The sequence below is a fragment of the Hafnia alvei genome, from assembly GCF_034424155.1.
Lineage (GTDB): Bacteria > Pseudomonadota > Gammaproteobacteria > Enterobacterales > Enterobacteriaceae > Hafnia > Hafnia alvei.
In genome coordinates this window covers 838186-862895 of sequence record NZ_CP139992.1, presented here as the reverse complement: position 1 = coordinate 862895, position 24710 = coordinate 838186, and the positions used below count along the sequence as shown (strand labels likewise).

Below are 24710 nucleotides of genomic sequence, written 5' to 3'. Positions count from 1 at the left end.
GAATAAGTAAGGTCTACTCAACACTTTTCAAGGTCAATTAGCACGAAAATGACTACTTTTTGTTATGAGTCAAGTGGCAAACATTAGGTACAGTTTTTGGAAAGGAAACTAAATGAATAACAAAAGCCTTAAAAAATAAGGCTATCGAAACCAAATCAACGCAGCCATTCGCCCGGTAACGGGCTCGCGACGATAAGAAAAGAAACGCGATTTATCGCTGACGGTGCAGAGATCACCACCTGTGATCGTCTGAACACCAGCACGACGCAAGCGTAAATGAGCCAACTGATAAATATCAGCTAAATATTTTTCGCCATGCTGAGTAAAAGCCTGTTCCGCATCGGCGTCTTGCTCAATGAACTTTTCGCGAACCTCGCCCCCAACTTCAAAAGCAGTCGGGCCAATCGCAGGACCAAACCAAGCAAGAATATCTTCTGGAGACGAATCAAAGCATGCCAGCGTTTGCTCCAATACGCCGTCGCATAAACCGCGCCAGCCAGCATGCGCAGCGGCAACTTCTGTTCCCTGACGATTACAAAAGAGAACAGGCAGGCAGTCAGCGGTCATTACCGCACAAACCTGCCCAGCGATATTAGTATAAGAGGCATCGGCCTGATTATCAGCGCGATCGCTATTCTCATCTAAACGCAAAACGCGAGTGCCATGTACTTGCTCTAACCAAAATGGTTCCGTTGGCGCAACGATAATCTCCTTCAACCGGCGGCGGTTCTCTGCCACAACAGTGACATCATCACCCACGTGCGTCCCCAGATTTAAAGCATCATAGGGATGAACGCTAACCCCACCCTTTCGGGTGGTGTTAAAAGCAACAACGTTGTTTGGTGCTGGCCACAAAGGTGTGATCAACACACTCATAGCCAATCCATTTCGTCTTTGAACTCTTCAGTATCGGCCTGCAATGCTGAAATCAAATCAACCATATCCTGAGGCAATGGCGCGTGCCATTCCATCTGAATACCGCTGATAGGATGGTATAAACGCAGCATCGTTGCGTGCAGTGCCTGACGATCAAAGCCACGCAAAATGGTAATAAACTCTTCCGAAGCACCTTTTGGTGGACGTGGACGGCCACCATATAAAGGATCGCCTACCAGCGGATGGCTAATATGCGACATATGCACGCGGATCTGGTGAGTACGGCCGGTTTCCAAGCGTAAACGCAGACGTGTATGAGCACGGAAATGCTCCATAATGCGGTAATGCGTCACCGCAGGTTTCCCCATCGGGTGAACGGCCATGTGAGTACGTTTGGTTGGATGGCGTGAAATAGGCTCTTCCACCGTTCCGCCCGCCGTCATCGTACCAATTGCTACCGCTTCATATTCACGCGTAATTTCACGTGCCTGTAGTGCCTCAACCAAACGCGTCTGAGCAGGAACGGTTTTAGCCACCACCATCAGACCCGTAGTATCTTTATCCAAACGATGAACAATACCCGCACGCGGTACGTCTACAATTTCTGGATAGTAATACAGTAAAGCATTCAGGATCGTGCCATCAGGATTACCGGCTCCTGGATGAACAACTAAGTCTCGCGGTTTATTGATCACCAAAATATCGCTATCTTCATAAACGATATCTAATGGAATATTCTGCGGTTCCCAGCGAGCTTCTTCCTCAATTAGCGCATCAATGGCAATTTCTTCGCCACCGAGCACTTTTTCTTTTGGCTTGTTGATAATTTTCCCGTTAACCTTGACGCGATCGTCAAGGATCCACTCTTTTATACGAGATCGTGAATAATCAGGGAACAATTCGGCCAAAGCCTGATCTAAACGATGACCAAGCTGTGATTCCGTCACCGTTGCGGTTAGTTCTACTTGTTGTGCCATATGGGTTTCTTTCGTTAACGTTGGGTTTTCTCGGCGTTGCCGTTTAAAATAATGTGCTATTGTAGCTGGTCTTTGTCGGGAGCTTAACGGAGAGTCTCCCGGAACAACACAAAAAGGGTAATCAAAACGTCATGACGCGTATGAAATATCTGGTGGCTGCCGCCACGTTGAGCCTGGCGCTGGCAGGTTGCTCCAGTTCCAAAGATGCGGTACCTGATAATCCGCCTTCAGAAATTTATGCTACCGCTCAGCAAAAGTTGCAGGACGGTAACTTTAAAGCCGCTATTACGCAACTGGAAGCGTTAGACAACCGCTATCCGTTCGGGCCTTATTCTCAGCAGGTTCAGTTGGATCTGATCTACGCCTATTACAAATCAGCTGATTTGCCAATGGCTCAGGCGTCTATCGACCGCTTCATGCGTTTGAATCCAACACATCCTAATATTGATTATGTCCTGTACATGCGCGGCCTAACTGATATGGCTTTGGATGACAGTGCACTTCAGGGATTCTTCGGTGTTGACCGTTCTGACCGCGATCCGGAGCATGCCCGTCAGGCATTCCGTGATTTTAGCCAGCTGGTACAGCGCTATCCAAATAGTCAGTACAGCGCAGATGCCACCAAACGCCTTGTCTACCTGAAAGACCGTTTGGCAAAATATGAGCTGTCCGTTGCACAATACTACACCAAACGCGGTGCTTACGTCGCTGTTGTTAACCGTGTAGAGATGATGCTGCGTAACTATCCTGATACTCAGGCAACGCGTGATGCATTACCGTTGATGGAAAATGCGTACAAACAGATGAACCTGACCGCACAGGCCGACAAAGTCGCCAAAATTATTGCTGATAACTCAGCAAAAGCGTAACAGCTCATCCTGTTAAACAGCAAAAAGGCAGCCAGTGGCTGCCTTTTTTGTATTTGATCTGCAGGAGTGAAAACGTCGGCGATCAATAATGTAATTTTTAGGCCGTAGCAAAGCCGGAGCTTAGCCGTTTTTTCTGTCCCGATTTCCCCACTATGCTTGTTCTTCCGGCCTGACTCAAGCCCTAAATCGCCATGTCTTATTAAAAATCACAAATCGACTTATCTTTGCAAAAAGTGACAAAAATTCGTGATTTTAGTCTCACACTTTCTTGAAAACGGCGTTATTCTAAAATTACCAAGACGGAAAAGACTGAGAGGTATGTATATGACAATTAGTATCACCAGTAAGCAAATGGAAATCACCACTGCCATTCGTCAACATGTCGAGGACCGTCTAAGTAAACTGGAAAAATGGCAAACGCATCTGATTAACCCGCATATCATTTTGTCTAAAGAGCCAAAATTGTATGTTGCCGATGCCACGATTAATACGCCTAACGGACAGTTGATTGCCAGCGCAAAACATGAAGACATGTATGCCGCCATCAACGAACTGATTGCTAAACTCGAACGTCAGCTCAATAAAGTACAACATAAAGGTGAAGCGCGTCGCGCAAGTACCAGTGTCAAAGAAGCTAACCTAGAAGAGGCCGACTTAGCAGAGGAAGACGTAGAATAAATCCCTCCCCCAGTTACTCATCGACTAAACGCGCCAGGAGGCGCGTTTTTTGTTGACAGGCCAAAAGTAACACAGGTAAGTTAAGTTCTGATTTTACTCTCATCACTAACCACTACGACAGGCGTTTTACATGACTCAATCTTTGTTTCTCTTCGCATTCTTTTTTACCTTCCCCTGATTGGGAGGCGTTTTTCCGTATAAAGAAAGCATGCGAAGAAAAACAAAAAAGCCTCCCAATCGGGGGGCTTTTTTCATTTCCACGCTTACAAACTCAACTTCAATACACGATAAGAAAGGCTCGATATGACAACAGATAACCCATTACTGGCATTACGTGAGCGGATCAGCGCCGTCGATAGCAAATTACTGGCGCTATTGAGCGAACGCCGTGAGCTCGCCGAAGCCGTCGCTCGAGCTAAACAAAAAAGTCATCGTCCGATTCGAGATAAAGAGCGCGAGCGAGAGCTATTGAACTCTCTGACCGAACAAGGAAAAGCACTTAATCTTGATGGTCACTATATCACTCGTTTATTCCAGCTCATCATCGAAGACTCCGTCTTAACCCAGCAGGCACTGCTCCAACATCAATACAATCACACCACCCAAAAGTCTGCTCGTATCGCTTTCCTAGGACCAAAGGGTTCTTACTCCCACCTCGCCGCTCGCCAATATGCCGCGCGTCATTTCGAACAGCTGATTGAGTGTGGATGCCATCGTTTTCAGGATATCTTCAATCATGTTGAAACTGGTCAAGCCGACTTTGCCGTGTTGCCGATTGAAAATACCAGTTCAGGCTCAATCAACGACGTTTACGACCTGCTGCAACACACCAGTCTGTCTATCGTTGGTGAGCTCACCATTCCTATCGATCATTGCGTGCTAGTCACCGGTGAGACACGCCTCAGTGATATTCAAACGGTTTACAGCCATCCTCAGCCATTCCAGCAATGCAGCCAGTTCCTTAATGCCTATCCTCAGTGGAAAATTGAATACTGTGAAAGCACCGCTGCGGCAATGGAGAAAGTTGCTGCGCTCAACTCACCGCATGCAGCTGCACTTGGCAGTGAAGCTGGTGGCTCGCTTTATGGCCTGCAACCACTGGAACAAAATCTGGCAAACCAGCAACAAAATATCACGCGTTTTATCGTTCTCGCGCGTAAGGCCATTGATGTCACCTCTCAGGTTCCAGCAAAAACCACGCTGATTATGGCGACGGGGCAGCAATCAGGTGCGTTGGTAGAAGCGCTGTTAGTCTTTCGTGAGCACAATATTGTTATCACGAAATTGGAGTCTCGCCCGATCAACGGTAACCCTTGGGAAGAGATGTTCTATCTGGATGTACAGGCCAATGCCAATGATGCGGCAATGAAAGCAGCACTGAAAGATTTGCAAGCGATCACGCGTTCACTGAAAACACTCGGGTGCTATCCGAGTGAAAATATCGTTCCAGTTTGATCTCCTGTATAAAACACAAAAGCCTGCATAAGCAGGCTTTTGATATCTAAATGGCTACGTGACTATTTCCGGCTATCATTAGCCTGACGTAACAGCGCTCGGCTTTCCGCTTGGAAATGCTGGGCATGATCGCCAAACCAGTGCTCCACTTTCTTGAAGCTATCAATAAACGCCGCTTTGTCGTGGCTTTCAAGCAGGGCGATGGCCTCACCAAATCGCTGATAGTAACGTTTAATCAGCGCCAAATTGTTCTCTGATGACATGATGATATCCGCATAGAGTTGCGGATCCTGCGCAAACAGCCGCCCAACCATCACCAGTTCTAAACGATAAATCGGAGACGAAAGCGCCAACAGCTGTTCAAGCTGAACATTCTCTTCTGCCAAATGTAAGCCATAAGCAAAAGTCGCAAAGTGACGTAACGCCTGGATGAACGCCATATTCTGATCGTGCTCAACGGCACTGATACGATGGAGTCTCGCCCCCCAAACCTGCAGCTGCTCTAACAGCCATTGGTAAGCTTCCGGCTGGCGGCCATCGCAATAAACCACTACCTGCTTTGCCAAACTGCCCACGTCAGGCCCAAACATCGGGTGCAAACCTAATACAGGGCCACGATGTGCAGCGAGCATGGCCTGCAACGGTTTATTTTTAACCGATGCCAGATCCACTAATAAGCAGTCGGCAGGAAGCTTTGGTAAGCGCGCAATCGCCTGCTCGGTGAGATGGATTGGCACACTCACGATAACCATGCCTGCATCTGCGCATAGCACTTCGGCTTTCGGCCAGTCATCTTGTTCCAGAATGCGCACTTCATAGCCAGAGAGTTGCAGCATTTTCTCGAAGAGACGCCCCATCTGGCCTCGGCCTCCAACAATGACAACGGGACGTAAATCTGGCTTTAAACTTTTAAAGCCTTTGTCGTTTTCACTGGAGTAAGACTCACGCATTACGCGCCGTAGGACATCTTCAATCAGATCGGGTGGCACACCTAACAGCTCAGCTTCTTTACGGCGAGATGCCAGCATTGATGCTTCACGTTCAGGAACATAAATCGGTAAACCATAGCGGCTTTTTACTTCTCCCACTTCGGCTACCAGTTGTAGACGGCGCGCTAATAAATCCAGCAATGCCTTATCAACTTCATCGATTTGATCCCGCAATGCGGTTAGTTCCGCCACCATGATGCTTATTCTCCTGCGCTACGGTTGCGTAGCGTTGCGCCTAGTTTTTGATGCATACCACGCAGCAGCGTATCCGTTGTTCCCCAATCAATGCAGGCATCTGTTACCGAAACACCGTATTTCATTTCACTGCGTGGCTGCTCTGAACTTTGGTTACCTTCAAAGATATTACTTTCTAGCATAACACCAATAATAGACTGATTTCCGGCACTAATTTGCTCAATAACTGATTCAGCTACCGCCGATTGGCGGCGGAAGTCTTTATTTGAATTGCCATGGCTACAGTCGATCATCAGCGCAGGGCGTAATCCTGCTTTTTGCATTTGGATCTCGCACTCTGCCACATGCTCCGCAGAGTAGTTTGGCGTTTTACCACCGCGCAAAATGACATGGCCATGTGGGTTACCCTGAGTTTGCAGTAAACAAACCTGTCCTGATTGGTTGATCCCAACAAAACGGTGCGTCATAGAAGCCGCTTTCATTGCATTGATAGCGGTTCCCAAGCTACCGTCGGTACCATTTTTAAAGCCAACCGGCATCGACAGCCCAGAGGCCATTTCGCGGTGTGTTTGTGATTCCGTGGTGCGGGCACCAATCGCCGACCAGCTAAATAGATCGCCTAAAAACTGTGGTGAGTTAGGGTCTAATGCTTCAGTTGCCAATGGCAGCCCCATTTCAACCAAGTTCAAGAGCAGTTCACGTGCTTTGATAAAACCAGCTTCAACGTCAAACGAGCCGTCCATGTGAGGATCGTTAATCAAGCCTTTCCAGCCCACAGTCGTTCTTGGTTTTTCAAAGTACACGCGCATCACGATGTACAGCTGGTCACGCAACTCAGCTGAGATGGACTGCAAACGACGGGCATAATCAAGAGCAGCATCAGTATCATGAATAGAACAAGGGCCACAAACAACCAACAGACGATGATCTTTACCTTCCAAAATATTCGCAATGTCCTGACGAGAAGCCGCGACCTGTTCTTGCAGCAGTGAACTCAGTGGAAAGCGATTTTTTAATTCTTCTGGCGTGATCAGTATTTGTTCGTCGCTAATGTGCACGTTATTTAATGCGTCTTTTTGCATAATCATGATAGTACCTGCCCTTAATTGAGTGATGACGCTCGTGATGATTTGAATCTTTACTGCTTGCGTGAGTGCGTCTGAGAAACACCATATCATGCCATGTAAAGTTTTCAACCCATTAGTGTAAAGAAATAATTACCGTAAACTTTACACTACACTTCTCAACAAAATTTGAGGCAACGCCCAGTTTTGCTATTGCCATGAAGGCCGATGGTTTAAGCATGATAAAATGGCGGTTACATCATGGAGGACACATGCTTAAAGTCATCATTGTTGACGACGAACAACCCGCGCGCGACGAGCTTAATGAGCTATTAACCAAACACGCCAGTATTGAGGTGATAGCCCAGTGCAGCAACGCGCTGGAAGCGATTCCGGCTATTCATAAACTCCAGCCGGATGTGATCTTTCTTGATATCCAAATGCCACGCATTAGCGGCTTGGAATTGGTCTCTATGCTCGATCCCGATACCATGCCGTACATCGTTTTTGTTACCGCGTTTGATGAGTACGCTATTCAGGCATTTGAAAAACACGCCTTCGATTATCTGCTTAAGCCAATTGATAACAGCCGTTTGAGCAAGACGCTGGAACGCTTGCAAAAAGGCATTAATGTAAAACAAAATTTACAGCCATTTAGTGAACCCCAACTTAAGCACATTCCCTGCCACGGATTAAACCGCATCTTCCTGCTCAAGCTCGATGAAGTTGAATACCTCTCATCCGAGCTTAGTGGTATCCACGTTGTAGGGATCCACCAAAGCGGATATACGCAACTCACGCTCAAAACGCTGGAAGAAAAAACGCCCTTTGTTCGCTGCCATCGTCAATACATGGTCAATGCGGATCGCCTCAGCGAAATTCAGCTTTTGGATAATGGCTCCGCCGAAGTGATAACCCACACGGGAAAAAGAATTCCAGTCAGCCGCCGCTATCTGAAAAACTTAAAAGAACGCTTGGGAATTACGTAATAAATACACTTTACTATAAAGACGGTCTATTTCATTTTCCCCAAATCATTCTCCCAATGAAGGTGCGTGATGATAAGAAATCATATCTTTATTTTGTGTCTTGCCCTTTCAGCCTGTACGCAGTATCCGGGTGGCGTGGATAAAGGCTCAATGTGGTTTAACGCCGGTTTTGAAGATGCTAGCACGGGGAAAGTCGTGCGCGATAATGACGCGTTGACGGAATGGTATGGAAACCCTGACGTTGAGCGGGCCGCCTATTTAGACGGTTACAACCATGGTGCACATCAGCTGTGCCAATCTTTCGCTATTGAACAGTGGGGAGCACAAGGAAAGCCTTTCCCTGCCAGCTGTGATAGCGCCGTAAATATTGCGGAATTACGTCTTAGATGGCAGCAAGGGATAAATAAAACGCTACCTCGATAGTAGGAAACAATAAAAAGCAACACGCTAGAATGGATATATATCAGTATGTTTATTTAGATCAATTTTATTTGAAATTGCTTCACTGGTTTTTATAAACAGAGATCTCATTCGCAGATTAGCACATAAAGCTCATAGATATTAACCCTAGTACTTTTGGGTTAATTTTTAAAAGGGAACTTATGATAACGCTACAATTTGCGATAATTATTCTTTGTTTATTACTGGGGACGCGCTACGGCGGGATGGGACTCGGTCTCATCAGTGGGATTGGACTCTTCTGTTTAACCTTTATTTTCGGCCTTGAACCCGGTAAACCACCGGTTGAAGTTATTCTAACCATCCTTGCCGTCATCGGTTGCGCTTCTGTACTACAAACCGCAGGTGGCCTGAACGTGATGATGCAGTTTGCAGAACGGTTGCTGCGCAAACATCCACAGCACATCACGATTTTAGCGCCATTAACAACATGGACGCTGACTTTCCTCTGCGGTACCGGCCACGTGGTTTACACCATGTTCCCGATCATCTCCGATATCGCCTTAAAGAAAGGTATTCGCCCAGAACGCCCGATGGCCGTGGCCTCGGTCGCATCACAAATGGCAATCACCGCATCACCAGTCTCTGTCGCCGTTGTCTCCCTCGTCTCCATTTTGGGTGCCGCTCACGGAATTGGCCACGCCTATAGCATTCTAGAAATATTGGCAATCTCCGTTCCTGCCTCGCTGTGTGGCGTTATTGTGGCTGCCCTGTGGAGCCTGCGTCGTGGTAAAGATTTGGATAAGGATCCTGAATTTCAGGCAAAAATCAGCGATCCCAAACAGCGTGAGTTTATCTATGGCAACAGCGAAACCTTGCTGAACCAGAAATTCGACAAACGCGCCTACTGGTCTACATGGATCTTTTTCGCCGCAATCTTAGTGGTAGTTCTGCTAGGAGCGTTCTCTGAATTACGTCCATCCTATGAAATGAAAGGCGTAATGAAGCCATTGTCGATGAATCTGGTTATCCAGATGATGATGCTCATCGCTGGGGCCATCATCTTAATGGCTTGCAAGGTGAAACCTGCCGATATCTCAAGCGGTGCCGTATTCAAAGCCGGTATGGTTGCCATCTTCTCAGTATTCGGTGTGGCATGGATGAGCGATACGTTCTTCCAAGCACACATGCAGGACCTTAAGCTTGTTCTCGAGGATGTGGTGAAGTCCCAACCATGGACTTATGCTCTGGTGCTGTTCTTAGTTTCTAAGCTCGTCAACAGCCAAGCAGCGGCTTTAACCGCCATTGCACCAATGGGTCTGCAACTTGGTGTCGATCCGAAGATGCTCATTGCCTTCTTCCCAGCGGCTTATGGCTACTTTGTTTTACCGACCTACCCAAGCGACTTAGCCTGTATTGGATTCGACCGTTCCGGCACCACCAAAATCGGTAAATTCATCATCAACCATAGCTTTATCCTGCCTGGCTTTATTGGCGTAATCACCTCCTGTATCGTTGGCTATGTGCTCGTCACATCCTTCATGTAGTTTTCAGCTAACCGGTATTTGCCACAGCAAATACCGGTTCCTCCACAGGCTATTGCTCGCATATAAATAAAGAGCATAACCTGCTGGCGAAAATACAAAAAATAAGCTAAATGAACCCATTCTGAGCCAGCAGACGACCCGCTATAATGTGACGCTTGTCAACTTTGGCATTATCTCGTTACTGGAACCATCATGCTTTCTACACGCGCATACCGCGCAATGCCCCTGTGCCTGTCTATATTGTCTGCTTTAACTAGCTCCGCTGCTTTTGCTGATACCTCGCTATTCACCGCGATGGATGATCCAACAACGGCGAAGAAGAGTTTCGACGGTAATGTTCAAGCGGGTTATAACTCTCAATCAGGAAACTCTGAGAGCTCGAACCTGCTGGCTAACACCACAATGACTTGGTTTAATCCCGAAACAGCCTATAGCCTGTGGGGAACAGCAAATAACACTAAATCAGGCGACACTCGTTCTTCAGAGAAATATCAGGCAGGTGCTCGTTCACGTTATAACCTTAGCCCTGACAACTATATTTTTGGTCAAGGTAGTTGGATTAACGACCGCTATGCTGGCTATGATTCCCGCTCAACGGGAACCTTAGGTTACGGCCGCCAAGTGCTGGCAACGCCAGCGCAAAACCTGCGCGTAGAATTTGGTCCGGGTGTTCGTCACGACGAATATCATGGCGGTGGGCGTGAGACTCAGGCATTAGCCTATGCGGCAGGCAACTACGCTTACCAGCTCACCAAAAATACGCAGTTCACGCAGGGTGTTTCTGTTATGGCCAACGATGACACCACGGTCAACTCGGAAACCGCACTAAACGTTGGGATCAATGACGACTTCTCTCTGCGTCTTTCATACAACGTGGTGTACAACACCGAGCCTCCGGCCAGTGCGCCAAAGAAAACCGACACGTCTACAGCGATTACCCTGCGATACAATCTGTAAAAATAACTGTGTGACTCAATAGAAAAAGCCCGCTTAGCAGCGGGCTTTTTTGTGCCATTTAATCATGCGATAACAGCCATAAAAAAAGGGGCTAGCGCAATGCTAACCCCTTTAAAACTAATAACGTTTGGATGTTGCTTACGCTTTAGCGCCCAGACGCTCTTTGATACGAGCTGATTTACCGGTACGCTCACGCAGGTAGTACAGTTTAGCTTTACGAACGGCACCACGACGTTTAACAGTAATGCTGTCGATTACTGGTGAATGAGTCTGGAATACACGCTCAACACCTTCGCCGTTAGAAATCTTACGAACAGTGAATGCAGAGTGCAGACCGCGGTTACGGATTGCAATAACCACGCCCTCGAATGCCTGCAGACGTTTTTTAGAACCTTCAACGACCCATACCTTAACTTCCAGAGAATCACCTGGACGGAATGCAGGTACGTCTTGCTTCATCTGCTCTTGTTCGATCTGTTTAATAATGTTGCTCATAATATGTCTCTTACCCTAGGTAAACTGATATATCGGGTCGTTCAGCCTTGATAAACAAGTCGCTTAAACGTTCCCTTCATGGTCTTGCTGTTCTAGACGATATTCCTTGCGGAACTCGGCTAACAGCTTCGCTTGCTCGTCAGTCAGAGCTAGGCTTTCTAGAAGTTCAGGTCTTCTAAGCCAGGTACGGCCCAGCGACTGCTTCAAGCGCCAGCGACGAATCTCTGCATGATTTCCCGACAGTAAAACCGGCGGTACCTCCATGCCTTCTAACACTTCAGGGCGTGTAAAGTGCGGACAATCCAGCAGTCCGTCGGCAAATGAATCTTCTTCTGCTGAAGCTTGATGACCCAAAACTCCCGGAATAAACCGTGAGACAGAATCAATCAGCGTCATAGCAGGAAGCTCACCACCGCTAAGTACGTAATCTCCGATTGACCATTCTTCATCAATTTCGGTTTGGATTACACGCTCATCTATACCTTCATACCGACCACAAACCAGAATTAACTTCTCGTTTGTTGCCAGCTCGCAAACACCTTGCTGGTCAAGTTTGCGACCCTGCGGCGAGAGATAAATCACTTTCGCCCCTTCGCCTGCCGCTGCTTTTGCAGCGTGGATAGCTTCCCGTAAAGGTTGCACCATCATCAACATCCCCGGACCACCGCCATAAGGACGGTCATCAACGGTACGATGCCGATCGTGCGTGAAGTCTCGTGGACTCCAGCACTGCACGCTTAGCAGGCCATTCTTAACAGCCCGGCTAGTTACCCCGTAATCAGTGATTGCGCGGAACATCTCAGGAAATAAGCTAACTATACCGATCCACATAACTCAATCCACATAGCGCCATACCCTTTCAACAACGGATGCTACACGCCTTCCAATAATTGGAGGTTAAAAACCAGGATCCCAATCTACTTCAACAATGCGAGTAGTGAGATCGACTTTCTTGATTACCTGCCCGTCGAGGAACGGAATCAACCGCTCCTTGATACCGAATGCATCTTTCAGGTTTGCCTTAACGACCATGACGTCATTAGAACCGGTTTCCATCATATCGATGATTTTACCCAGCTCGTATCCAGCAGTGGTGACTACCTGGCAGCCCATAAGGTCTTTCCAGTAATAATCGCCATCTTCTAGCTCTGGCAATTGCGACTCTTCCACTACGATCTCACGATTCGTTAGCGCATTCGCCGCATCTCGGTCATCAACACCTTTGATTTTGATAACCAAATCCTGATTGTGGCGCTTCCAGCTTTCTAGCTCGACATGCTGCCACTGACCAGCCTGCTGGATAAACCACGGCTGATATTCAAAAATGCTTTCGGCGTCTTCGGTGGATGAAAACACTCTGAGCCAACCGCGAATACCATATGAAGAACCCAGTTTCCCGAGTACCACGGGATTAGTAAGTTGTTTGCTCATTGTGACCACCGCAACGGATTAAGCAGCTTTCTTAGCTTCTTTGATCAGCGCAGAAACGCGATCAGAAACAGTAGCGCCCAAACCAACCCAGTGGTTTACGCGATCCAGATCCAGACGCAGAGATTCTGCCTGACCTGCCGCCAGCGGGTTGAAGAAGCCAACACGCTCGATGAAACGGCCGTCACGTGCATTACGGCTGTCAGTTACTACTACTTGATAGAACGGACGCTTTTTAGCGCCGCCACGAGCTAAACGAATTGTTACCATAACATCCTCATTAGTTAATAGAACACCAGACCCCATCGAGGAACGGAGTCCGGTGTCTGTTGTTCTTAACGAACATAAAAGCCCGAAAATTTTACTCACTTTGGCGCGAAAAGCAACCGAAAGCGTACTTACGCCCCGGTTGCAGTTGCTAAAATAGGCAAAAGGAGGGATTAACGACCAGGGAATCCGGGTGGCATCATACCTTTCATGCCACGCATCATTTTCGACAAGCCGCCTTTCTTCATCTTCTTCATCATACGCTGCATTTCATCAAATTGTTTAAGTAAACGGTTGACGTCCTGCACTTGCATACCAGAACCCTGCGCGATACGACGTTTACGCGAGCCCTTGATAATTTCTGGGTTGGCACGCTCTTTCAGCGTCATGGAGCTAATAATCGCTTCCATACGCACCAAGAGTTTGTCATCCATCTGAGATTTAACGTTTTCTGGTAGTTGCCCCATGCCTGGCATTTTTGCCAGCATTGAGGTCATCCCACCCATGTTACGCATTTGCTTAAGCTGATCCATAAAGTCGGTGAGATCGAAGCCATCACCTTTCTTCAGTTTCTGTGCCAGCTTCTCGGCCTGCGCACGGTCAACTTTGCTCTCAATATCTTCGATAAGCGACAGAACGTCACCCATACCAAGAATACGAGAAGCCACACGGTCTGGGTAGAACGGTTCCAGCGCTTCGGTCTTTTCACCCACGCCCAAGAACTTGATCGGTTTACCCGTGATATGGCGAATAGATAAAGCCGCACCACCGCGCGCATCACCATCGACCTTTGTCAGCACCACGCCGGTTAACGGCAGCGCTTCATTAAAGGCTTTGGCGGTGTTCGCCGCATCCTGACCGGTCATGGCATCAACAACAAACAGCGTTTCAACCGGATTAATCGCGGCATGAACCTGTTTGATCTCGTCCATCATCGCTTCGTCAACGTGCAAACGACCCGCGGTATCGACGATCAGAACATCATAAAATTTCTGCTTAGCATGCTGTAAAGCACGGCTAACAATCTCGATTGGCTTCTCTTTAACATCGGACGGGAAGAAATCGATGCTCACTTGCTGAGCCAAGGTTTCTAGCTGTTTAATCGCCGCTGGGCGATAAACGTCGGCAGAAACCACCAACACTTTCTTCTTATGTTTCTCTTTAAGAAACTTACCGAGTTTACCCACGCTGGTTGTTTTACCCGCGCCTTGCAAACCTGCCATCAACACAACAGCAGGCGGCTGTGCGGCGAGATTCAGCTCGGTGTTCACTTCGCCCATGGCGTTCGTCAGTTCGTTTTTAACGATTTTGACGAACTCTTGCCCTGGGGTCAGACTTTTGTTCACTTCGTGCCCTACGGCACTTTCTTTAACACGATTGATGAAGTCACGGACTACCGGCAGCGCAACGTCCGCTTCCAGTAATGCCATGCGTACTTCACGCAATGTGTCTTTGATATTTTCTTCGGTCAGCCGCCCGCGGCCGCTGATGTTGCGCAATGAGCGCGACAATCGATCGCTTAAATTTTCAAACATTGTTTCTGCTCAACGTTAAGACTGGCCGTCAAGGCGACGACGTAGATGGCGGCGAGTATAACACGAAGATGGCACCTTTCTCCTCCTTGCTGCGCGGATTGGTTGGAGCGTGACGCGGCTAACGCTATACTGGCCTCATAATTCACTCTGATAATGCCAAATTCACCATGCCTGCATTTGCCATATTGGCCATGATTTCCTACTTACTCAGCCTCGGCTTAATCATTCCGAGTCTGGTACAAAACAACCGAGCCTATCGCCGCTTGGCGCTTTTGTTCGCCGCTATTGCGCTCATCAGCCACGCCGTTGCACTACAGGCTCGCGTTTTTGATGTCACCACCGGACAAAATCTTAGCTTACTGAACATTGGTTCGATCGTAAGCCTGATGATCTGTTTTGTGATGACTGTTGTCGCCTCACGTGACCGTGGCTGGTTTTTACTGCCGATTGTATACAGTTTTGCCTTGATTAATCTTGGGCTCGCCAGCTTCGTTCCAGGGGAGTTCATTACCCATCTAGAAACGACGCCGTCTCTGATGATTCACATTGGTCTGGCGCTGTTCTCTTACGCAACGCTGATCATTGCTGCGCTCTATGCCCTACAGCTTGCGCTGCTCGACTATCTGCTGAAAAACAAAAAACTCACCTTTACCGCCGATATGCCACCTTTGATGAGCATCGAACGCAAAATGTTTCATATTACGCAGGTCGGTGTTGTGCTACTCACACTCACCCTGTGCACTGGCATGTTGTACATGGATAACTTATTCAGCAAAGAAAACGTGCATAAAGCCGTACTGTCGATTTTGGCATGGTTTGTCTATGTTTTATTACTGTGGGGGCACTTCCGCGAAGGCTGGCGTGGACGCCGCGTCGTATGGTTCAGCTTGCTGGGCGCATTTTTACTGACGATGGCTTATTTTGGCAGCCGTCTTCTTCAGGAAGTCATGGTAAACTAACTCCCCTCCCTTTTTCGCTCACCCCGTGATACCACGGGGTGAACCGTTCAATCGTTATAAGGAACACCTCCTTGGAGCACGTCTCTACGGGTACACTGATTACCATTCTGGTAATTATGGTCATTGTCTCAGCCTATTTTTCTGCTTCAGAAACAGGGATGATGACACTCAACCGCTACCGCCTCCGCCATCTCTCCAAGCAGGGATCACGTTCCGCTCGTCGTGTTGAAAAACTACTTAAACATCCCGATCGCCTCATCAGTTTGGTGCTCATCGGCAACAACCTCGTCAATATTTTGGCCTCAGCCTTAGCAACTATTGTCGGTATCCGTTTGTATGGAAACGCAGGCGTAGCTATTGCAACCGGCGTTCTGACCTTCGTGGTGTTAGTGTTTGCCGAAGTGCTGCCAAAAACGTTTGCCGCGCTCAATCCCGAAAGAGTCGCTTTCCCAAGCAGTGTGTTATTGCTGCCGCTGCAAAAAATCATGATGCCGTTAGTTTGGTTTCTAAACGGCATTACACGCATTCTGCTGCGCATGTTTGGGATCCGAGCCACAGCGCATCCAAGCGACGCAGTGAGTAAAGATGAACTTCGGTCTATCGTGAACGAATCCAATTCACAGATTTCACGTCGTAATCAGGACATGCTGATTTCAGTTTTGGATCTTGAAAAAGTGACCGTCGACGACATTATGGTGCCGCGCAATGAAATCGTCGGTATTGATATCAATGATGACTGGAAATCAATCCTGCGCCAGCTGACGCATTCACCACACGGACGCATCGTCTTATACCGCGGCTCACTTGATGATTCGATTGGCATGCTGCGTGTGCGCGAAGCCTACCGCCTGATGATTGAAAAGAAAGAGTTCAATAAAGAGAACTTACTGCGTGCCGCTGACGAAATTTATTACATTCCAGAAAGTACTCATCTCAGCGTTCAACTGCTCAAATTCCAGCGTAACAAAGAAAAAATGGGCATCGTGGTGGATGAATACGGTGATATCAAAGGATTAGTTTCCGTTGAAGATATCCTCGAGGAAATTGTCGGCGACTTCACTACGTCGATGTCCCCCTCTTTAGCTGAAGAGGTTATGCCGCAAAGTGATGGCTCTGTGCTTGTTGATGGAACCGCCAATATTCGTGAGCTCAATAAGGCATTCAACTGGACGCTTCCAGCAGATGGTCCTCGCACCATGAACGGCATGCTGCTTGAAGAATTAGAAGATATTCCACTGCCAGGCGCTCACGTCAACATTGGCCAATATCATATCCAAATCCTTGATGTGCAAGACAATATGATTAAACAGGTTCGCGTTTCGTCAGTGGCGCGTAAGAAAACCAATGAGGACAGCGAGCGCTATAGCTCGTAGCCCAATTCCCCCATTAAAAAAGGCGCATTCAGCGCCTTTTTTGTGTCTTGCGTTTAGAGAAAACGAGACTAGATATGCAGCTCGGCCAGTTTTTCTTTAGGCAGGGCGAGATCGTCGTTGTGGTTAACCCCAACACCTTTCTCTAGGATATGGCGAGCAATCTCATGCGCTTCCTGCAATGAGTGCATGGAATAGGTTCCGCACTGGTATTCATTAAGTTCAGGAATTTTACGCTGGTCAGTCACCTTCAGCACATCTTCCATAGCCGCTTTCCACGCATTAGCCACGCGAGACTCTTCAGGCGTACCAATCAAGCTCATGTAGAACCCGGTACGGCAGCCCATTGGAGAAATATCGATAATCTCCACGCCGTTACCGTTCAGATGATCGCGCATGAAACCGGCAAATAGATGTTCAAGAGTATGGATACCGCGCTCAGGCAAGATCTCTTGGTTCGGGTGACAAAAACGCAAATCGAAGACCGTGATGTTGTCGCCATGCGGGGTTTTCATATTTTTTGCTACACGCACCGCAGGTGCCGCCATACGCGTATGGTCTACAGTGAAGCTATCCAGTAGTGGCATTTCGTCACCTCCTCATAAAAAAAATGAATTTTTTTTCGGTTTTATGAAACCTTTTCTAACTCAGCGAGTCTGAATATATGAAAGACGCGCATTTGTTATCATCATCCCTGCTACAGAGATGCTATTTTGGCCACAGGTATTGTGGCCTTTTTCTTTTCTAGCGCCCAGCGTGTAAGTGTAGATACTCCTCAAACCCCATAGCACCCGGCATTGAATCCTGAGTTTCCATAGCGGCCTGACGTTTAATCGACGCTTCCACCTGCTGCTGCAACTGTTCTTCGGTTAATACTTCCAATGGCTCTGAGCTCAACTGTTCGCGATAACGTTCTGACAATTCACGACCAAATCCACCCACACCTTTTTCTTTCATCTGCTCCAGTACCTGAGCAGAATAGGTCAATGAAGCATCTTCGAAACAGGCTACCAGCTTAGTGCAAACCTGCTGATATTGCTTATTCCCATTGATACTATCTAATACTTCAGCAACGCGCTGCAAATCAGCAAACAACTCTTTACCGACTTTCGCAAGCGGCTGGCGCTCGGTATCACAGCCAATACCAATAGTTTGGCCAGGCTTACGCCCTTCAAGGATCACGCGATTCCAGTTTTTACGCGTACACAGCAGTTCATCACTGCTCATTTCAGGCGCATCAGCCAGTACACACCAAATCAAGAAAAGATCCAAGAAGCGTGACTGCTCAGCATTCACGCCGATAGCCGTAAATGGATTGATATCCAGAGAGCGCACTTCTATATATTCAATTCCGCCACGCAACAGCGCATCGGACGGTGACTCATCGCCTTTAGTCACTCGTTTTGGACGAATCGGCGCGTAGAGTTCATTTTCGATCTGCAAAACATTGGCATTGAGCTGGCGATAATGACCATCCACCTTCACACCAAGCTTAGCAAACTCAGGTGATGGCGTATGAATCGCTTTTTTCAACGCGGTGACATAATCAGGCAGGTTGTTGAACGTGATACCTAAATCGTTCTGCGATTTGTTGGTATAACCTAAATCACTCAAACGCAGCGAGGTTGCATAAGGCAGATATAGCATATGCCCATCACGCTCGAATGGAATATTGGTTTCACGACCGTTCAAGAACGATGAACAAATTGCCGGTGAGGCACCAAACAGATACGGGATCACCCAGCCAAAGCGATAATAGTTACGGATCAGGCGGAAATAGCCCGCGGAGATCTGCTCTTTACCACTTTCTGCATCTTCAACGCCAGCCCATGCGCGCCAAAAATCAATGGGCAGCGAGAAATTATAGTGCACGCCAGAAATGGTTTGCATCAGCGCACCGTAGCGATTCTTCAAACCTTCGCGGTACAACGTTTTAAATCGACCAACGTTTGATGACCCATACTGTGCCAGTACAATATCTTCTTCTTTATTGATAAAGCACGGCATACTCATTGGCCACATACGCTCTGAGCCTAAATTACGCGCTACATAGCGATGAATATCCGTTAAGAAGGAAAGCATATGATCGATGCTGGGATCGACTGGAGTAATAAACTCCAGCAAAGACTCGGCAAAGTCAGTGGTTATCCAAGGATGAGTCAACGCTTTACCCAATATTTCTGGGTGACCAGAAGCGGCCAATTGGCCTTCAGGCGTTACACGAAGCGTTTCACGCTCAATTCCGCGTCGAATTCCGTTAAGGGCATCTGGATGCGACTCCAGCCAAGTCAGTGCTTTAGATACGTCCGGGATCAAGTCGACCTCCCGCTAATCAAATAATAACTGCCAGCATTCATGTTCTGCCGCTGAGCGTTTCCACTCTCGCTTATGACCACCATGACATACCCTGCAGCGTCAGCCATGCTAACACCACATAACGCACCGCTTTCCCGATACTGAGATAAAGCGCTACGGGTACCCACGGCATTCGCAGCCAACCTGCTAACACACAGAGTAAATCACCAATGATGGGCACCCAACTGAGCAACAATGTTACCGCGCCATAGCGTTGTAACCAGCGTAACGACAGCTGTAACCCCCGCTGCGGTTTCATGTCCGACAGCAGACGACCAATGATGACATTTGTTAATCCGCCCAGAATATTGCCAACAATCGCTGTCAGCACTAACCACCACGGAGAAACCTGCCCCGCTAACAGCAAGGCAGTTAAAACAATTTCTGAATTTCCCGGCAATAACGTCGCGCTAGTGAAACTACTGGCAAACATAGCGCCTAATGTCAGGAGAGAACTCATTACAACTTACGCACGTCAACCCACGCCATATTGGCGCTCTGAGCAGCTTGAATGCCAAAATCAGCATCTTCAAACACAACACAATCTTTAGGCGCTACGCCGATAAGCTCCGCGCAGCGTAAGAATGTATCTGGTTCTGGCTTATGCCGCTTAACATCATCGGCACCGACAATCGCTTGAAAACAATCACGCAATCCCAAATGGCGCAACAATGCATCTGCCATCCGGTGTTCACTTCCGGTTCCCACTGCCATCGGCCTTTTGCCTTTATAGGCTCGTACCACATCGATCAACGGAAGCGGCGTTACGCTATCCAGTAACATGGCTTCTACCGCAGCCGTTTTCAATGCAGCAAGATGATGTGGATCCATATCCGCTTGGTTATTTTCTATAATAACTTGGGCAATACGCCAAGTTGGGGAGCCATTCAGTGCCACCATCGCATGTTCGTCGTAAGTCATTCCATATTGGGAAAGCACCTGCCGCCAAGCCAGACGATGCGTAGGCTCGGTATCGAGTAAAGTGCCGTCCATATCAAAAATCAGTCCTTGAAAGCGATCGTACATTGATTGCAGCTCCGTAACGATGGTGAATATATGGAAGGTTACTTTAACGCAAAGCTATTACGTTGTCGCTCTGAGAGTTTCAGGGGGAATTAATTGAAAAGACAATGGATATGAGGAAAAATTCTGCCGAAAAATACTATGCACGGTGGATTTTAGATAAAAAAAAACCCCGTCAATGACGAGGTCTTAAGATGACATATCTGGGAGGTTATTCGGCGCAAGCGCCTCACTCTCTTAGTGTCATCAGTCTCTCTGACTATCATACGACAAGGTATTTTACCTCAGAGAAACCAAATATGGTGCACCCAGGAAGATGACTCAACGCGAACGTTTCGCCCTACGGGCCGTTGCTAAAGCAACGTTATCATCGTTTGTGCTACCGGCAACACTTAATCACTATGCAATTCAGCATTCGCGGTAAGTATTGTGAAATATGGTGCACCCAGGAAGATTCGAACTTCCGACCGCTCGGTTCGTAGCCGAGTACTCTATCCAGCTGAGCTATGGGTGCACAGGATACTGCTGATATTGCGACGCTGATAAATTTCTAGCACCACAATCAATAATGGTGCACCCAGGAAGATTCGAACTTCCGACCGCTCGGTTCGTAGCCGAGTACTCTATCCAGCTGAGCTATGGGTGCAAAATGGCGGTGAGGCGGGGATTCGAACCCCGGATGCAGCTTTTGACCGCATACTCCCTTAGCAGGGGAGCGCCTTCAGCCTCTCGGCCACCTCACCTTACGCATATCTTTCGATGCGTGCTGACTAACTTTGTTTAAGCTCATCGGCACTGCGTGGCGCACATATTACTTTCTGGGGTTTATAAGTCAAACATTTTTTCGAGACTCTGATTCGTTTGTGTAAAACACAGACAAAAAGCGCGATTTTAAGGCAAGCTGTTGATTTAATAATCACGAAATCGGCATATAGTGTGGCTAAAATCTAAAAATAGATAAGCAGAAAAAACGGAAAGAAGCAGCTAGGAAAGAGATAAAACGAAAGAAAGTCGAAAAATGAGGGTATAGCGAAGGGAGTTTAGAGTGCGAATGATCCGTTTAGCGTTAGCGCCCCGCAATAATACGAGGCGCTACACTAGGATTAGTAAGTCGTCTGTTGAGACTTTTCGGCCTGAATACGTTGGTAAATCTCTTCACGATGGACAGAAACCTCTTTCGGAGCATTTACACCGATGCGAACTTGGTTTCCTTTAACACCTAATACAGTGACCGTTACCTCATCACCAATCATGAGGGTTTCACCCACTCGACGAGTCAAAATTAGCATTCTTTGCTCCTTGAAAGATTAATTAGAGTCGGGTCTCTCAGCTTCCCCCGCCATTATCCATCATCTATTGTGAAAACGTAACCTATAACAAGTTCATAATGTGTAAGCAGATTAGGCTGGTCCACACTGTATGTACAAGTTTAGTCCAAAAGGTATACACCGTAGTAATTTTTATAACAAGTACGTTAACTAAAAAACAAAAAACGCCATACCTGACAATAAGATATGACGTTTGTTTTTTGAACTATCTTAAATTACAGCTTATCTGCAACCCAAGCTTCAACACCAGCCAGCGCCTGAGGTAATGCCGCGGCATCGCTACCACCCGCCATCGCCATGTCAGGACGTCCACCGCCTTTACCGCCAACCTGCTGAGCAACCATACCAATCAGCTCGCCCGCTTTCACTTTGCCAGTGAGGTCTTTGGTGACACCAGCAACTAAGCTGACTTTACCCTCAGCGGTCGTTGCCAGAACCACGACGCCAGAGCCAAGCTGATTCTTCAGCTCATCAACCATCGTGCGCAGCATTTTGGCTTCTACGTTATCCAGATGGCTTACCAGAAGCTTCACGCCTTTCACATCAACGGCTTTGCTGGAAAGTGATGCACTCTCCTGAGCAGCCTGCTGATCTTTAAGCTGTTGCAGCTCTTTTTCCAACTGGCGAGTTTTATCCATAACGGCACGGATTTTATCCGCAACGCTATGAGCATCACTCTTCACTAACGATGCAGCTTCACGTAAAGCGTCAGCGTCCTGATGCATAACCGCAATCGCACCTTCGCCTGTTACGGCTTCGATACGACGCACGCCAGCCGCGGTGCCCGCTTCAGAAGTGATACGGAACAAACCGATATCCCCAGTCTGACGCGCATGCGTACCGCCACACAGCTCGGTGGAGAAATCACCCATGCTTAATACACGAACGCTTTCATCGTATTTCTCACCAAACAATGCCATCGCGCCTTTCGCTTTTGCTTCATCGAGATCCATGATGTTGGTCTCGATTGGCAGATTGCGGCGAACCTGAGCGTTGACGATATCTTCAACCTGACGAATCTGTTCAGGTTTCATAGCTTCAAAATGAGAGAAATCGAAACGCAGGTTACGATCGCTCACCAATGAGCCTTTCTGGGAAACATGATCGCCCAGCACCTGACGCAAAGCAGCATGCAGTAAGTGCGTTGCAGAGTGGTTCAAACGAATACGGCTACGACGAGCTTCATCAATCGTCGCCTCAACGCTGCCACCCACCTTCAATGAACCCTGTGCTACTTTCCCCTGATGTCCAATCGCTTGGCCATACTTCTGAGTATCGGTTACAACAAAGCTCACGCCTTGCGCTGTCAGCTCGCCTTTATCGCCGACCTGACCGCCGGATTCAGCATAGAATGGGGTTTCGTTTAGAATAACCACACCTTCTTCGCCAGCGTTCAGAACGTCAACCGCCTGACCGTCACGGAACAATGCCGTCACGCTTGAACGCTGCTGGTTATGATCATAACCAGAGAACTTAGAGGCACCATCAACACGGATCATGCTGTTATAGTCTGCACCGAAGCCGCTAGATTCACGCGCACGACGGCGCTGCTCTTCCATTGCACGTTCAAAGCCAATCTCATCGACTTTCAAATTACGCTCACGGCAAACGTCAGCGGTCAAATCCAGTGGGAAACCGTAGGTATCGTACAGACGGAAAGCCGTATCACCATCCAGCGTATCGCCGGTCAGTTTTGATAGCTCATCATCCAACAACGCTAAACCGCGTTCTAGCGTACGAGCAAACTGTTCTTCTTCAGTTTTCAAAACCTGTTCAACCATCGACTGTTGGCGTTTCAGCTCATCAGCGGCGGAGCCCATCACATCAATCAGTGGGGCAACCAGCTTATAGAAGAAGGTCTCTTTTGCCCCCACCATATTTCCGTGGCGCACAGCACGACGGATAATACGACGCAGAACATAGCCACGGCCTTCGTTAGAAGGCAGTACGCCGTCAGAAACCAAGAACGCACAAGAACGAATATGGTCGGCAATAACACGCAGTGACTTGCTAGACAGATCGGTTGCACCGGTTACTTTTGCCGTTTCGGCAATCAGCGTGCGGAACAGGTCGATGTCATAGTTGGAATTCACGTGTTGCAGAACGGCCGCAATACGCTCCAATCCCATACCGGTATCAACAGATGGTTTTGGCAACGGCAGCATGGTGCCATCAGACTGACGGTTGAACTGCATGAAGACGATGTTCCAGATCTCAATATAGCGATCGCCATCTTCTTCAGCGCTTCCTGGAGGGCCACCCCAGATGTGGTCACCGTGATCGTAGAAAATCTCGGTGCATGGACCACAAGGACCGGTATCCCCCATTTGCCAGAAGTTATCTGAAGCAAAAGGAGCCCCCTTGTTGTCGCCAATGCGAATAATACGTTCGCGTGGCACGCCAACTTCGTCAGCCCAAATATTGAAGGCTTCATCGTCGGTTTCGTACACGGTCACCCACAGTTTTTCTTTTGGCAGGTTGAACCAGTTTTCACCGGTCAACAGCTCCCATGCAAACTGGATAGCGTCGTGCTTGAAATAGTCACCGAAGCTGAAGTTACCCAGCATTTCGAAAAATGTATGGTGACGTGCGGTATAACCGACGTTTTCTAAATCGTTATGTTTACCACCTGCACGCACACAACGTTGAGACGTTGTTGCACGGCTGTAGTTGCGTTTATCGATGCCGAGGAAAACATCCTTGAATTGGTTCATACCCGCATTGGTGAATAACAACGTAGGGTCGTTATTCGGAACCAGAGAACTACTCTCTACGATCTGGTGTCCTTTGCTATGGTAGAAATCGAGAAACGCTTGACGGATCTCAGCGGTACTCTTGCTCATAATTGTCCCGGAGTCAGGCTAAAAGAACTGTAGTGAACAGACCCTCTCGCAATTGACTGCAAGTCGGCCGCGCACAAACATAAAGTGGGAATAAGATAAATTTTCTTCACTG

Annotated in this window: 24 protein-coding genes, 3 tRNA genes and 1 other annotated feature; of the genes, 9 read left to right on the top strand and 18 right to left on the bottom strand. The window is 47.9% G+C overall.

Going from position 1 to position 24710, the window contains the following annotated elements; translation table 11 throughout:
* Window positions 1-141: 141 nt before the first annotated feature.
* Window positions 142-876, bottom strand: a complete 735-nt coding sequence (gene yfiH, locus U0008_RS03985) for a purine nucleoside phosphorylase YfiH (RefSeq protein WP_043491095.1) — start codon at window positions 874-876, stop codon at window positions 142-144.
* Entirely contained in the window at window positions 873-1853 is a 981-nt protein-coding gene (gene rluD, locus U0008_RS03980) for a 23S rRNA pseudouridine(1911/1915/1917) synthase RluD (RefSeq protein ID WP_025801528.1), read from the bottom strand. Before rluD ends, yfiH begins: the two co-directional genes overlap by 4 nt.
* Before the next feature lie 131 nt (window positions 1854-1984).
* On the opposite strand from rluD, the gene bamD reads away from it, so the two are divergent.
* The 3 genes from bamD (at window position 1985) to pheA (ending at window position 4855) form a co-directional block, all read left to right on the top strand.
* A complete protein-coding gene (bamD, locus tag U0008_RS03975; RefSeq protein WP_043491093.1) occupies window positions 1985-2722 on the top strand; it encodes an outer membrane protein assembly factor BamD in 738 nt (245 codons plus the stop codon).
* A 324-nt stretch (window positions 2723-3046) separates the two neighbouring features.
* Entirely contained in the window at window positions 3047-3400 is a 354-nt protein-coding gene (raiA, locus tag U0008_RS03970) for a ribosome-associated translation inhibitor RaiA (protein WP_025801530.1), read from the top strand.
* A gap of 129 nt (window positions 3401-3529) precedes the next feature.
* Window positions 3530-3655: a sequence feature (Phe leader region), on the top strand.
* 48 nt (window positions 3656-3703) lie between these two features.
* Window positions 3704-4855, top strand: a complete 1152-nt coding sequence (gene pheA, locus U0008_RS03965) for a bifunctional chorismate mutase/prephenate dehydratase (RefSeq protein WP_043491091.1) — start codon at window positions 3704-3706, stop codon at window positions 4853-4855.
* Window positions 4856-4917: 62 nt separating this feature from the next.
* On the opposite strand, the gene tyrA is transcribed toward pheA, so the two are convergent.
* Both tyrA and U0008_RS03955 read right to left on the bottom strand, forming a co-directional pair.
* The gene (gene tyrA, locus U0008_RS03960; protein WP_025801532.1) at window positions 4918-6039 is read right to left on the bottom strand and encodes a bifunctional chorismate mutase/prephenate dehydrogenase; all 1122 of its coding nucleotides are present in this window, start codon (window positions 6037-6039) and stop codon (window positions 4918-4920) included.
* A gap of 5 nt (window positions 6040-6044) precedes the next feature.
* Complete coding sequence (locus tag U0008_RS03955) at window positions 6045-7127, bottom strand: 3-deoxy-7-phosphoheptulonate synthase (RefSeq protein WP_281726529.1); 1083 nt, start codon at window positions 7125-7127, stop codon at window positions 6045-6047.
* A gap of 248 nt (window positions 7128-7375) precedes the next feature.
* Here U0008_RS03955 and btsR point away from each other — a divergent pair, with 248 nt between their 5' ends.
* The 4 genes from btsR to U0008_RS03935 all read left to right on the top strand — a co-directional run bounded on the left by btsR (window position 7376) and on the right by U0008_RS03935 (window position 10995).
* Entirely contained in the window at window positions 7376-8092 is a 717-nt protein-coding gene (gene btsR, locus U0008_RS03950) for a two-component system response regulator BtsR (RefSeq protein WP_043491088.1), read from the top strand.
* Between the two features lie 69 nt (window positions 8093-8161).
* Window positions 8162-8515, top strand: coding sequence for a DUF2799 domain-containing protein (locus tag U0008_RS03945; protein WP_043491086.1), 354 nt, complete (start codon window positions 8162-8164; stop codon window positions 8513-8515).
* Between the two features lie 179 nt (window positions 8516-8694).
* Window positions 8695-10038, top strand: coding sequence for an anaerobic C4-dicarboxylate transporter (locus U0008_RS03940; RefSeq protein WP_043491083.1), 1344 nt, complete (start codon window positions 8695-8697; stop codon window positions 10036-10038).
* Between the two features lie 192 nt (window positions 10039-10230).
* Window positions 10231-10995, top strand: coding sequence for a DUF481 domain-containing protein (locus tag U0008_RS03935; protein ID WP_040047198.1), 765 nt, complete (start codon window positions 10231-10233; stop codon window positions 10993-10995).
* Window positions 10996-11133: 138 nt separating this feature from the next.
* Here the strand turns inward: U0008_RS03935 and rplS are convergent, their stop codons facing one another.
* The 5 genes from rplS to ffh form a co-directional block, all read right to left on the bottom strand.
* Window positions 11134-11490, bottom strand: a complete 357-nt coding sequence (rplS, locus tag U0008_RS03930) for a 50S ribosomal protein L19 (protein WP_004090612.1) — start codon at window positions 11488-11490, stop codon at window positions 11134-11136.
* Window positions 11491-11553: 63 nt separating this feature from the next.
* Window positions 11554-12321, bottom strand: a complete 768-nt coding sequence (trmD, locus tag U0008_RS03925) for a tRNA (guanosine(37)-N1)-methyltransferase TrmD (RefSeq protein WP_004090614.1) — start codon at window positions 12319-12321, stop codon at window positions 11554-11556.
* Window positions 12322-12387: 66 nt separating this feature from the next.
* Window positions 12388-12921 carry a ribosome maturation factor RimM gene (gene rimM / locus U0008_RS03920; RefSeq protein ID WP_040047199.1) on the bottom strand — a complete coding sequence of 178 codons (534 nt, stop codon included), beginning with the start codon at window positions 12919-12921 and terminating at the stop codon, window positions 12388-12390.
* Between the two features lie 18 nt (window positions 12922-12939).
* Complete coding sequence (rpsP, locus tag U0008_RS03915; RefSeq protein ID WP_025801540.1) at window positions 12940-13188, bottom strand: 30S ribosomal protein S16; 249 nt, start codon at window positions 13186-13188, stop codon at window positions 12940-12942.
* Between the two features lie 170 nt (window positions 13189-13358).
* The gene (gene ffh / locus U0008_RS03910) at window positions 13359-14720 is read right to left on the bottom strand and encodes a signal recognition particle protein (RefSeq protein ID WP_025801541.1); all 1362 of its coding nucleotides are present in this window, start codon (window positions 14718-14720) and stop codon (window positions 13359-13361) included.
* A 167-nt stretch (window positions 14721-14887) separates the two neighbouring features.
* Between ffh and U0008_RS03905 the strand changes: the two genes are divergently transcribed.
* Both U0008_RS03905 and U0008_RS03900 read left to right on the top strand, forming a co-directional pair.
* A complete protein-coding gene (locus tag U0008_RS03905) occupies window positions 14888-15679 on the top strand; it encodes a cytochrome C assembly family protein (RefSeq protein WP_025801542.1) in 792 nt (263 codons plus the stop codon).
* A 71-nt stretch (window positions 15680-15750) separates the two neighbouring features.
* Entirely contained in the window at window positions 15751-17052 is a 1302-nt protein-coding gene (locus U0008_RS03900; protein WP_025801543.1) for an HlyC/CorC family transporter, read from the top strand.
* Between the two features lie 68 nt (window positions 17053-17120).
* On the opposite strand, the gene luxS is transcribed toward U0008_RS03900, so the two are convergent.
* The 9 genes from luxS to alaS form a co-directional block, all read right to left on the bottom strand.
* Complete coding sequence (gene luxS, locus U0008_RS03895) at window positions 17121-17636, bottom strand: S-ribosylhomocysteine lyase (protein WP_040047202.1); 516 nt, start codon at window positions 17634-17636, stop codon at window positions 17121-17123.
* 157 nt (window positions 17637-17793) lie between these two features.
* Window positions 17794-19365, bottom strand: a complete 1572-nt coding sequence (gshA, locus tag U0008_RS03890; RefSeq protein ID WP_040047203.1) for a glutamate--cysteine ligase — start codon at window positions 19363-19365, stop codon at window positions 17794-17796.
* Window positions 19366-19435: 70 nt separating this feature from the next.
* Window positions 19436-19864, bottom strand: a complete 429-nt coding sequence (locus tag U0008_RS03885; protein ID WP_043491080.1) for a YqaA family protein — start codon at window positions 19862-19864, stop codon at window positions 19436-19438.
* On the bottom strand, window positions 19864-20430 hold the full coding sequence (gene yqaB / locus U0008_RS03880) for a fructose-1-phosphate/6-phosphogluconate phosphatase (protein WP_025801547.1): 567 nt from the start codon (window positions 20428-20430) through the stop codon (window positions 19864-19866). The genes U0008_RS03885 and yqaB overlap by 1 nt, the downstream gene beginning before the upstream one ends.
* A 434-nt stretch (window positions 20431-20864) precedes the next feature.
* Window positions 20865-20941, bottom strand: a tRNA-Arg gene (locus U0008_RS03875).
* A 55-nt stretch (window positions 20942-20996) separates the two neighbouring features.
* Window positions 20997-21073 (bottom strand) — tRNA-Arg (locus U0008_RS03870).
* A gap of 4 nt (window positions 21074-21077) precedes the next feature.
* Window positions 21078-21170: transfer RNA gene (locus U0008_RS03865), tRNA-Ser, on the bottom strand.
* A gap of 360 nt (window positions 21171-21530) precedes the next feature.
* Window positions 21531-21716, bottom strand: a complete 186-nt coding sequence (gene csrA, locus U0008_RS03860) for a carbon storage regulator CsrA (RefSeq protein ID WP_004091602.1) — start codon at window positions 21714-21716, stop codon at window positions 21531-21533.
* Between the two features lie 254 nt (window positions 21717-21970).
* Window positions 21971-24598, bottom strand: a complete 2628-nt coding sequence (gene alaS, locus U0008_RS03855) for an alanine--tRNA ligase (RefSeq protein WP_043491077.1) — start codon at window positions 24596-24598, stop codon at window positions 21971-21973.
* Between the last annotated feature and the right edge of the window lie 112 nt (window positions 24599-24710).